Raw genomic sequence first — 12121 nt, forward strand, 5'->3', positions numbered from 1 at the left:
CATTAAGGGAAACAAAGCAACAAAATAATCAAAAAAAGATAAAAATTGTTGCAAAAGAGTTTTAAAAAATAATATTTAACAATAAAATAAATTCTAATTTTATTTGTAAATTAAAAAATAAAAAACTACCTTTGTGTTACCAAAAACAAAAGCCTTCTTAGCTCAGCTGGTAGAGCAATTGATTTGTAATCAATAGGTCAACGGTTCGATCCCGTTAGAAGGCTCAATATAGTATTTCAAATGAAAGTTAGAAATATTGAAGTGCTAAAAAAGTGTAAGAGTGATAAATTGCACAAAATATTAAATCCCAATTCAGACTAAATTTATTTAGATTGAATTGGGATTTTTTTTGCCTTTTAACATTTTAGCTAAACTATTCTAGTTCTTATATTTTGTACCTTTATCGCTCAACAGAAACAATCCAAATAAGCTATTAAAGAAAGAATGAATCATAAAGTAAAATCATTTCCAAAAAAAAATATTCTCTATTTTATATTTTTTAGTGTTTTATCTATTTCTCTTTTTTCATGTGAGCCAAAAGATGAAATGATTAGTACAGATAAGAGCAATAGAATCAGTTTTTCGCCTGATACTGTATTTTTTGATACACTTTATACAGGTTTCGAATCGCCTGTACAGCGTGCTAGTATCAAAAATTTTAATAAAGAAGCTCTGAATATTTCACGTCTGTATCTTCAAACTGGAGAAAACTCACCTTTTCGTTTGACTATAAATGGAATTAAGAGACAAGAAGCAACAGATATTTTTCTGAGAGGAAATGATAGTTTACGTATCTTTTTAGATATTATTCCTCCTACATTGAATACTGATGGAATTACCAAATTAGAAGATTTTTTGGTGGTGGAAAGTAATGGAAATATTGAAAAACTGCCTTTGATTGTGTGGTTACAAGATGGGATTTTATTAGAAGATTCTGTTTTGGATTGTCAGACTGTTTGGAGTGGAAAAAAGCCATATATTGTTAAAGGCAATGTGTTGGTAGACGAGAATTGTAAACTAACCATAGAAGCAGGTGTAAAAGTGGTTTTTCTGACAGATGCTGCTCTTTTGGTAGCTGGTTCTTTGGAAATAAATGGAAATTCAACTGAAAATGTAAAGCTAGGAAGTTTTAGAAATGATGGAGCATTTGAAAATGCGTTAGGACAATGGTTTGGAATCTTGTTTGGAGAAAATAGTAAAAATAATAGAATTTCTTATGCCATGATAGAAAATGCCAAAACAGGAATACGTTTTGGAACGCCTGATAATGATACAATTCCAGATTTGGTTATTGAAAATACGATTATCAGAAATATGGCTGACGCTGGTGTTTTTTGTTTGAATTCTGATGTATTGATTCAAAATACACTTATTCATAATTGTTTGAATCGAACTTTTTCAGCAGGAGCAGGAGGAAATTATTATTTTTATAATAATACGTTTGCCAATTTTGGATTTAATTTTTTTAGAGAAGAACCTTCTTTTGAGCTTTCAAATACCTTAGCATTTGTAGATACAACAGGAAATGAACAAATTATCAGAGAAGATTTAAAAGCCTATTTTATAAATAACATTATTTGGGGAAGTATAGACGAGGAATTGATTTTATTTGCTTCTCCTCAAGCAGGCTTTCAAACATTTTGGAATGCTAATCTTCTGAAAACTAAACTTGTAGATGCATCATTACCAAATATTTTAAATCAAGATCCAAAATTTGAAGATGCTTTTAATGGAAAGTATGGGTTAGATTCGCTCAGTCCTGCCATAAATGCTGGTCTTGATATTGGCTTAGAGATAGATTTGGAAGGCAAAGCCAGAGATTCTAATCCTGATATTGGGGCTTTTGAGAAAGAATAGTTTTAGAATTACGAATTTTATTTTTTAAAAGACTTTTTCATTATCGAACGGTTCGTTTTGAGCGAACCGTTCGGTAAAAAATTGCAAAGAAACTACTTTTTAGGCAATGTAACTCTATAATCAGCAGCTATTTTTCCTTTGCTAATTTTATCTAATTTTCCTTTCAAAAGTTGTTTTCGAAGTGGAGAAAGATAATCAGTAAACAACACACCTTCAATGTGGTCGTATTCGTGCTGAATAATTCGGGCAGCAATTCCATCAAAAGATTCCTCATGAAGCTCCCAATTTTCATCATAATAACGAATTTTGATATTTGGTTTACGAGAAACTTCACCTCTAATCTGTGGAATAGATAAACAACCTTCTTCAAAAGTCCATTCTTCACCTTCTTCTTCCAAAATTTCAGCATTGATAAATACTTTTTTGAAGCCGTCTAGTTCTTCATCCATTGCACCACCATCGACAACAAAAATACGTTTTCCAAGACCAATTTGAGGACCTGCCAAGCCTACACCACTTGCCGAATACATCGTTTCGAACATATCATTTGCGAGTTCTTTTACATCAATAGAACCATCTTGTTTTATATCAGTTGCTTTTTTACGAAGCACAGTATGACCATATACGTATATCGGACGAATCATAATTTCAGATTTTGTTTTTTGAGAATGAAAATAATGACAAAGGTACGGAAAATAAGATTTTTTTGTAAGAAATAATTAATGCAATTGACCATACGGATGCCATATTCCATAGAAATCTTTTATACCTTCTAATCCTGTTTTTATATTTACGTTTGAAACTTTAGCCTCAAACTCTTCTATAAAGTCTTTTTCATTAGTGTTTAAGTGAACTGAGACAATATTTGCTATTTTACTAAAAAACTCTACTACTTTCTCCCTATTTCTATTAAAATCATATTCGCTAATAGTAAAACTAGTAGAATAGTTTTTCCCTTTCAAACGAATTGTAGGAGGAGTGGAAATAGACGAAATATACTCTCCATTTTTCAACATTTGAGTATGTTCAAAACCATTGTGGTATATAAATTCAATTTGCTTTATATCAGAAATAGCAATCCTCTTTTTTCTACCAAATCCTTTTTTGATATAAATAGCTGTTTCTTTTACTTCAATTCCCTTTGTTTGAAAAGCATTAAAAATAAAAGGAATACTTATTAGCAAACCCACAACTCCCCACAGCAAAGGCATTTGTATAAAACTAAGTACTAAGGAAATAGAAATAATAAAACTAATAATTCCTGTCGGAACGGCTACAATTAAAGCTGTATTTCCTCCATAACTTTCAGCCGAAAAAATAACCTGTTCTAGTTTCTTTAATCTTTTGACAAACTTAAAATCCTGTTTAGCAGGAATTTGACTTAACGTTTCAGTTTGATTACAATGCTTTTCTCCTAAATACTTCCAACTTCCTTCTAAAAAAGCAGACTTACAACTTGCACAAATAACAACTTTATCGCCTTCTTTTATCAAATCCCCAGTAATTGGGTCTTGACGACTTTCTTGTAAAATAGGACTGTTTGAAAGAATTGTAATTGAATTTGTCATATTTTTATTAAAAAGTAATTTATGAAAGTTATATTTATGTGATTAACTCTATCAATATATTCAATGAAAATGTATTTAGAAGAATTATCGTTTTTTTTCGTTCAAAATTGGTAGCTATATCTTTTTCATTTCCAGTAAAATTTTCTTCAAGTGATTTCATAATTTTTATACAGTTAGTTCTATTGATTACAAAAGTAAATTTATAACCTTTCTTTCAAATTAACGAAAAACCTACCCTCACAAACCCAAATCTTGCTAAAATTCTAACCAAAAGGCTATAAATTTGTTACCTTTGTTTAGCGTAAAAAATAATATAGAAATTTACTTCCCTAGAATATAATTATGGCATCAGCTACTCCCAAAAAAAACAAAAGTAAGACGACAAAACAATCAAAAAGCAAAACAGAACAAACTAAAACAGTTGTAGATTCTATTCATTCGAATGGAAATCATCCTAACACAACCGATTTTATAGAGATTTTTGGAGCAAGAGAGCATAATTTGAAAGATATTGATATTTCTTTTCCTCGTCAGCAACTCATTGTCATTACTGGGATTAGTGGAAGTGGAAAATCGTCGCTTGCCTTTGATACCATTTATGCAGAGGGGCAGCGTCGTTATATGGAGAGTTTTTCGGCGTATGCACGTTCTTTTTTGGGAAACTTGGAGCGTCCAGATGTGGATAAAATTAATGGCTTGAGTCCAGTAATTAGCATCGAACAAAAAACGACTTCCAAAAATCCACGCTCAACGGTAGGAACGACAACAGAAATTTACGATTTTATGCGCTTGCTTTATGCTCGTGCAGGTATTGCCTATTCGTACAATACAGGTGAACGAATGATTCGCCAAACAGAAGAACAGATTTTAGAGATAATTTTTGAAGATTATAAAGATAAAAAATTGGTGCTTCTTGCGCCAGTTGTAAAAGGACGTAAAGGACATTATAGAGAGCTTTTTGTACAGCTTCGTAAAAGTGGTTATACAAAAGTTAGAATTGATGGAGAAATAATGGAACTTGTTCCCAAAATGCAAACTGACCGTTACAAAACGCACGATATTGAGGTAGTTGTGGACAGAATTATTGTTACCAAAGATGATGAAAAGCGAATCATGGCATCACTCAAAACGGCTATGAAAGTAGGTAATGGAATTGTGATGGTTCAAGAACATGAGAGTACGAAAGCTCGTTTTTTCTCTCGTTTTTTGATGTGTCCCACTACAGGAATTGCGTATGACGAACCAGCACCAAATATTTTTTCGTTCAATTCGCCTTATGGAATGTGTCAGACCTGTAATGGTTTGGGCAAAATCGAACAGCTTACTGAAGAGTCTATTATTCCAGATGAAACATTAAGTATTAGTAGAGGAGCGATTGCGCCTTTGGGAGAATACCGTGATACGTATTTTTTTAAGAAATTGGCTGCCTTTATGAAAAGTCAAAAGGTAAATATTACGACTATTTGGAAAGAAATTGATAAGAAAATCCAACAAAAAATACTTTATGGTTCGAAAGAAATTGTAAAAGTAAAAGCCAAGTCTTCTGACAGAACATGGAACAGTGAATTTGAAGGTGTCATCGATTATTTAGAAAAATATCAATTAGAAAGTGGAAGTTCGAAACAACAATCAAGTTTACAAGATTATTTGACCATTACAGTTTGTCCAGATTGTGATGGAGCAAGGCTCAAAAAAGAATCTTTATATTTCAAAATTGCAGACAAAAATATATCTGAATTAGCTCAAAAAGACATCAATCAGTTAGGAGAATTTTTTGAAAACATTGAAAGCCGTTTGGAAGCAAGACAAAATATTATTGCTGCCGAAATCTTGAAAGAAATTAGAAAACGAATCGGATTTTTGTTGGATGTGGGTTTGGATTATCTAACCCTTGATCGACCTGTAAGAACGCTTTCAGGTGGAGAAGCACAACGTATTCGTTTGGCAACTCAAATCGGAACTCAACTTGTCGGAGTTTTGTATATTTTGGATGAGCCAAGTATAGGACTTCATTCAAGAGATAATGTAAAACTGATAAAGGCGTTACAAGATTTGCGTGATTTGGGAAATACAGTAATTGTTGTCGAACATGATAAAGATATGATGTTGGCAGCCGATTATTTGATAGACATAGGACCAGGTGCAGGAAGACATGGAGGACGAGTGGTAGAAGCAGGAACGCCAACCGAATTTTTGAAGGGAAATAGCACAACAGCGCAATATCTAAATAATCAAAAACGCATAGAAGTTCCGACAGAACGCAGAAAAGGAAACGACAAAGAGCTGGTTTTGAAAGGTGCGATAGGAAATAATTTGAGAAATGTTACAGCACATTTTCCATTGGGCAAACTGATTTGTATTACAGGCGTTTCAGGTTCTGGAAAATCTACATTGATTCATGACACGCTTTATCCAATTCTGAACAAACATATTTACAGAGGAGTCAAAACGCCTTTAGAGTATAAAGAAATTGAAGGTTTAAAGAATATTGATAAGGTTATTGAAGTCGATCAGTCTCCTATTGGTCGTACTCCTCGCTCAAATCCTGCTACTTATACAGGTGTTTTTACAGATATTCGTGCTTTGTTTACACAGCTTCCAGAGGCAAAAGTTAGAGGTTACAAACCAGGGAGATTTTCGTTTAATGTAAAAGGTGGACGTTGTGAAGAGTGTGAAGGTGCAGGACGCAAACTTATAGAAATGGACTTTTTGCCAGATGTTCATGTAGAATGTCCGATGTGTAAAGGAAAACGCTACAACAGAGAAACTTTAGAAATTCGTTTTAAAGGAAAATCTATTGCCGATGTTTTAGATATGAGTGTAGAAGAAGCATCAGAGTTTTTTGCTAATCAGCCTAATATTTTACGCAGAATCAAAACGCTCAATGATGTTGGTTTGGGTTATATTACTTTAGGACAACATGCCACAACTCTTTCAGGTGGAGAAGCACAACGAGTAAAACTTTCAAGCGAACTTTCGAAAAAAGACACAGGAAAAACGTTTTATATTCTTGATGAACCTACAACAGGTTTGCACTTTAAAGATGTTCAGTTTTTACTAGATGTTTTGGATAAATTGGTAGGAAAAGGAAATACTGTTTTGGTCATCGAACACAACTTAGATGTAATTAAGGTAGCTGATTGGATTATAGATTTAGGTTTAGAAGGAGGCGCAGCAGGTGGACAGATTCTAGTAGAAGGAACTCCTGAAAAAGTAGCCAAAAATAAGAAAAGTTATACAGCTAAGTTTTTGAGAGAGGAATTGAAGTAGGTTTTTAAACTAAAAAAATATGATACGCATTGCTCTATTTTTATTGGTGTGCTTTATTGTGTCTTGTCAAACTGAAAATAATTCTTCTGTCATAGAAAACGATTCAAAAGACAGTGTTATAGTCAGTAACGAAAAATTGAAACCTAAAAAGAATAAATGGGAGGTTTCTGGTGTAATTTACAAGAGTGATGATTTTGAAATTGTAGGAGATACCACAATTGACAAGGATAAAATCTACTTTCATAAATTAAAATTCAATCCTTTCATTTGGTTTGAAGATTTTGAAGTTTCAAAAAAATACAAAGCAAATCAAGCAGCAATTAATTATAAAAGTAATCTGATTGCTAGGCAATATAAAACAATGCTAACCCAAGGTTATAAAAGTGAAGGGACTAATTTTGCAGGGCATTATTCACTAATTACTTGGGGGTGTGGTGCGCCTTGTGTTCATGGAGCGATAGTAGATGTTATTGATGGAAACGTATATGATTTACCACACAGTTCTATTGGTTATGACTTTAGAAAGAATAGTAGAATGTTAATTGTTAATCCTACAGATTCGTCTGGTTTTTATTCTCATTTTGAGCCAGCTATCTTTATATGGAATGAAAAAAAACACCAACTTGATGAACTAAAGCCGAGGGAAAAATGATTAAAATGACGAGAAAAATCAATTTACTATGAAATCGAATCTATTATTTTATATCTTTCTATTTTTTTCTTTTTTATATAGTTCTGCTCTAGTAGCAAACTCTATTTGTTTTGTTACTGCTGAAAATGGATTGATTATTAGAGAAAATCCCAGTATCTCCTCAAAAGTATTAGGAAAGTTTGAGTTTGGAACACGTATTCATTTATCAGACGAAACAGAGCAGTATGTTGATACACTTCTTATTGCAGGAAAACAAAGAATAGGATATTGGGTAAAAATTTCTACTCACACATTTTCATGTTATGCAACAGAAGACCAAAAAGAAGGATTTGTATTCAATATCTTTTTGGATGATGAACAAACTTTTGTAGCTAAAATACAAGAAGGCTTTTCAAAATTTACTCAACTCAAAGATTATCAATTAGATACAGAAAATGATATATTTTGCTTAAAAGGTGATTTTTTGGGTGATAAAATTACTGATACAGCCATTCTACTAAAAAGAAAAGAGCAAAATCAGGAAGGATATTACGACAAAAATATAGTTATTCTAAATTATAATGCAACTTCAAAAGAACCAAAAGTTACTTTTTTGAGTAAAGAAGATGGTTATGAATGGGTCGGAGTTTTTGTAAAAATAAATGCTGGAACTCCTCTTTGGTCTAATTATGATGAAGATTGGATAGATTTTGACAAAGTTCTAGAAAAAGATAAAGTACTCTTAACTTACGACTGTTTTTTGCTTCATGCAGCAGAGGCTTGTGGAGGAAATTTTACTTTTTGGAAAGACAATAAATTTAATTATTTGCAACAAGAGTAACTTTGAATTAACTAGCTAAATACTTCAAAAAACTCTCCTCTTGCTTACCAAACTCAAAAGCTGTATTTTTACACAAAAAATAATACGATAATTCAAAATAGAATCAATAAAAAATGAAAATAGGCGATAAAGTGCGTATGCTTTCGGGAACAGAAGAAGGTGTTATCACAAAAATATTACAACACGGACAAGTAGAAATTGAAATAGAAGAAGGTTTTCGTTTGCCTGTTATGGCTGCTGAAGTGGTTTTAATCCACAAACAAGAAGAAAAATATTTTGGTAAAAAATTGCCTGTTTCAGTCGTGGAAGAAGAGAAAAAGCCACTTTTCAAACCCACCAAAAAAGTGAAAAAGTCTACTGTCGGGGAAGGAATTTATCTTGCCTTTACTGATTTTAATGATAAATTATTAAATGTTTATTTGGTAAATAATATGGCTTATTCTATGCTCGTTACAGTAAGTGAGCAGCTGGAAAATGGTCATGAAAAACATCTTTTTTCAGAACAAATAGATAAAAAAGATGCGCCAAGAGTTCATAGACTAAGTAGAGAAGAATTTAATAATTGGAAACCTCTCATTATTAGAGCTATATTTTTCAAAGAAGGAAATTTTGAACCTAAACAAACCCTATTTTTTCAAATGGGTTTTAATAATTCTTTTTTCAGAATCAAACGAACAGCACCAGTTTTGGAAGCAGAATCCTATCTTTTTAGAGTAGAAGGACGAGAAATTCAGCCTGATTTGCCAGTTGAAAAACCACAAGTTATTGATGTAAATAGTCTTAGAGAACGAATTATAGAAAATAGCTCAAAAGTTTCTCCTTACAAAACAGAAGCTCCACCCTCTGAAATTGATTTGCATATCGAAGAATTATCGCCAGACCATTACGATGTAATGACAAATGAGGCAATTATTACGATGCAATTAGAGCATTTTGAAATTTATTTGGATAAAGCATTGGCAGCCAATATGGAATCAATTATTTTTATTCATGGAATAGGAGTTGGAAAATTAAGACAAGAAATTCATAGAAGACTTAGTCAGCATCCACACGTAAAATATTATCAAGATGCATATAAAGATAAGTTTGGCTACGGAGCTACAAAAGCAGTTTTTAGATAGTAGCTTACGCTTTAGCGTGAGTAAATTGTACCGAATGCTTTAGCTTTCGCAAATAAAAAACGAACTTTTCGATACGTTAATTAGTTACTTTTAAGTAAATCAATCAAAAAATTATAACGAAAAAATAGTAGTATGCACAACGAAACACAACGACAAAAACAAGTTTCAAAAATTATACAAAAAGATTTAGGCGAAATTTTTCAACTTCAAAATATAGGTAAAGATTCTTTAGTTACAATTACGGCTGTAAAATCTGCTCCTGATTTAGGGCTTTGCAGAATTTATGTCAGTGTTTTTCCTCCTGTAAAACAATATGCAGTAATGGAAGAAATTGAGAAAAAAAGTGGCTTAATTCGTAGCGAAATAGGAAAACGTGTTAGACATCAATTTAGACAAGTTCCTAATTTAGAATTTTTTGTTGATAAAACAGAAGAAGAGGCTGCTGAAATAGAACAACTTATCGATAGCTTGGATATTCCACCAGCTCCAGATGAAGATGACGAAAACTATGGTGACTACAAAGACGAAGGAAGACTAAGCGCAGACGATTTTTAAATGTAAAATTTTGTAGCTTACTCTTTAAAGTGAGTAAAATATAACGAATGCTTTAGCTTTCGAAGAAAATATCCATTTCAAAAAACTAAAATTTAGTTGAGGAATGGATATTTTTAGCTTTATACTACATTAACATTACTTTTGAGATTTTTTAGTCTTGATTTTAGACTATTCTAAATTGACTTTCTTATATTGTGGACACTATTAAAAACCACCAAATTATGCTTACTTATTTTGATTAAACTAAGGTAATTCTTTGAAATCAAAAATAACTTAACAACTATTCAACTATGGAAAATATAGAAAAATCAGAAAACATCAATTCTAACTTAGACGTAGATTTGCATAATGAAATAAAAGATTTAATTGGTAAAGAAGACTTTATCGAAGCTACAAAACTCAATAAATACCACATCGAACTGTTTGCAGGTTTGCTAATGCGTACCTTGAAATTACAGCAAGCAAATGACCTTTATAAAGCTATTGCCAACAACGAAGGACTAGATTTCTTGAAGTCCTTTTTTGAGTTTTTGAATATAAAAACGATTGTTAACGAACAAGAATTAGAGCGTTTTCCAAAAGAAGGTGCATTTATTACAGTTTCTAATCATCCTTTTGGAGTGATTGACGGACTTTTATTGATGCGTTATTTGGTAGAACAAAATAAAGATTTTAAGGTAATGGGAAATTTTCTATTAATGAAAATTGAACGTCTAGCTCCTTACGTAATTCCTGTAAACCCTTTAGAAAATCATCAAGATGCTTACTCTAGTATGGCTGGAATGAAGGCTGCCCTTACTCAACTTCGTGAAGGAAAACCTTTGGGTATTTTTCCTGCTGGTGAGGTTTCTAGTTATCAACCAGAATTAAAAACAATTTCTGACCGTCAGTGGCAAACTCCTGCTATCAAGCTCATCAAAAAAGCAAAAGTTCCTATTGTTCCCATTTATTTTCAAGGAAGTAATAGTCGTATTTTTCATTTGATAGGAAAACTACATCCACTTTTAAGAACAGCTTCTATTCCTCGTGAAATGTTTAATAAAAAAGGCGAAGAAGTAAGAATAAGAATTGGACATCCTATTTCTGTAAAAAGCCAAGAAGATTTTGATGATATAGAACGTTTTGGACGTTTTTTAAGAGCCAAAACTTATGCTTTGGGTTCGACAATGGAAGTGAAAAAATTCTATTATCCTTCCTTTACTTTTCCTTCCAAACCTCAAGAAATTGTAAAAGAAAATTCAAAAGATAAAATAATAAAGGAAGTAGAGAAGCTCAAGGAAGCTGACAAGTTACTTTTTGTGCAGCAAAACTATGAAGGTTATGTAGCCAATTCAAATCAAATTCCGACTATTTTGAGTGAAATTGGAAGACTTCGTGAAATTACTTTTAGAGAAGTAGGGGAAGGAACAAATAAAAAAACGGATTTAGATGAATTTGATTTGTACTATCATCATTTATTTATTTGGGATAAAGATGAGCAAAAAATTGTAGGTGCATATCGTGTAGGCAGAGGCGACAAAATTATGCGTCGTTTTGGTAAAAAGGGTTTTTATTTGGAAAGTCTTTTCAAAATGGATGATGAGTTTACGCCTTATTTAGAGAAATCGTTAGAACTTGGTCGCTCATTTATTACAAAAGAATATCAACAAAAACGATTGCCTTTATTCTTACTTTGGAAAGGAATTTTGTTTTTCTTGCTCCAAAATCCTCAATATCGTTATTTAGTAGGCCCTGTCAGTATTAGTAGCAATTATACAGAAGCATCAAGAACCCTAATTGTAGAGTTTATTCAGCGTTATTTTTATGATGAAAAATTATCAAAATTAGTAGCTCCACGAAAAGAATTCAAGCCAAAATTAGATTTATTAGATACAGATGCACTCTTTGAAGGTGCACATGATTTGGCTCAATTAGACAAACTCTTGTGGGATTTAGAACCAAATCGTCATTCTGTGCCTGTTTTACTCAAAAAATATATTCAACTTAATGCAAAGATTATTTCTTTCAATCTTGATCCAAAATTTAATAATGCGCTTGATGGTCTGATGGTTTTGGATATTAATGAAGTTCCAGAAGAAACGATTAAAAATTTGAATAAGGAAATGGAACTGCCTTCTTAATATTATAATTAGCAACTTAGTTCAAGTTTCAATGCTTGAACTAAGAGCATTTAAAAGATAATAGAAATAATATGAGTTTTATAGAGTGGGTTATTTAAAAAAAAATAGAACTTGATGAGTTCAGGAAAGCATTTTCTAATATATTAAAGCCACAAAAA

Annotated in this window: 10 protein-coding genes and 1 tRNA gene; 8 read left to right on the forward strand and 3 right to left on the reverse strand. The window is 31.9% G+C overall.

All coding sequences use genetic code 11. The annotated features are described in order from the left end of the window. Positions 1-151 precede the first annotated feature (151 nt). Both V9L04_RS15290 and V9L04_RS15295 read left to right on the forward strand, forming a co-directional pair. A tRNA-Thr gene (locus V9L04_RS15290) sits at positions 152-224 on the forward strand. Between the two features lie 220 nt (positions 225-444). Next, on the forward strand, positions 445-1857 hold the full coding sequence (locus tag V9L04_RS15295; RefSeq protein WP_338790718.1) for a choice-of-anchor Q domain-containing protein: 1413 nt from the start codon (positions 445-447) through the stop codon (positions 1855-1857). Positions 1858-1949: 92 nt separating this feature from the next. Here the strand turns inward: V9L04_RS15295 and def are convergent, their stop codons facing one another. The 3 genes from def to V9L04_RS15310 form a co-directional block, all read right to left on the reverse strand. Further along, positions 1950-2501: a peptide deformylase gene (gene def, locus V9L04_RS15300; protein ID WP_338790719.1), complete on the reverse strand. Its 552-nt coding sequence runs from the start codon at positions 2499-2501 to the stop codon at positions 1950-1952. 75 nt (positions 2502-2576) lie between these two features. Then, positions 2577-3425, reverse strand: coding sequence for a hypothetical protein (locus V9L04_RS15305; RefSeq protein ID WP_338790720.1), 849 nt, complete (start codon positions 3423-3425; stop codon positions 2577-2579). A gap of 34 nt (positions 3426-3459) precedes the next feature. Then, on the reverse strand, positions 3460-3585 hold the full coding sequence (locus tag V9L04_RS15310) for a hypothetical protein (protein WP_338790721.1): 126 nt from the start codon (positions 3583-3585) through the stop codon (positions 3460-3462). A 182-nt stretch (positions 3586-3767) separates the two neighbouring features. Here V9L04_RS15310 and uvrA point away from each other — a divergent pair, with 182 nt between their 5' ends. From uvrA to V9L04_RS15340, 6 genes are all read left to right on the forward strand, one after another. Beyond that, positions 3768-6695: an excinuclease ABC subunit UvrA gene (gene uvrA, locus V9L04_RS15315; protein WP_338790723.1), complete on the forward strand. Its 2928-nt coding sequence runs from the start codon at positions 3768-3770 to the stop codon at positions 6693-6695. A 19-nt stretch (positions 6696-6714) separates the two neighbouring features. Beyond that, positions 6715-7347, forward strand: coding sequence for a hypothetical protein (locus V9L04_RS15320; RefSeq protein WP_338790725.1), 633 nt, complete (start codon positions 6715-6717; stop codon positions 7345-7347). 28 nt (positions 7348-7375) lie between these two features. Continuing rightward, complete coding sequence (locus V9L04_RS15325) at positions 7376-8167, forward strand: SH3 domain-containing protein (protein ID WP_338790727.1); 792 nt, start codon at positions 7376-7378, stop codon at positions 8165-8167. A 113-nt stretch (positions 8168-8280) separates the two neighbouring features. Next, positions 8281-9288, forward strand: a complete 1008-nt coding sequence (locus tag V9L04_RS15330; RefSeq protein ID WP_338790729.1) for a Smr/MutS family protein — start codon at positions 8281-8283, stop codon at positions 9286-9288. Between the two features lie 132 nt (positions 9289-9420). Further along, on the forward strand, positions 9421-9843 hold the full coding sequence (gene rbfA, locus V9L04_RS15335; RefSeq protein ID WP_338790731.1) for a 30S ribosome-binding factor RbfA: 423 nt from the start codon (positions 9421-9423) through the stop codon (positions 9841-9843). Positions 9844-10133: 290 nt separating this feature from the next. Next, positions 10134-11963 (forward strand): GNAT family N-acyltransferase, encoded by a 1830-nt coding sequence (locus tag V9L04_RS15340; protein WP_338790732.1) that lies wholly within the window; start codon positions 10134-10136, stop codon positions 11961-11963. The last annotated feature ends 158 nt before the right edge of the window (positions 11964-12121 follow it).

It is taken from the genome of Bernardetia sp. MNP-M8, from assembly GCF_037126285.1.
Taxonomy (GTDB): Bacteria; Bacteroidota; Bacteroidia; order Cytophagales; family Bernardetiaceae; genus Bernardetia.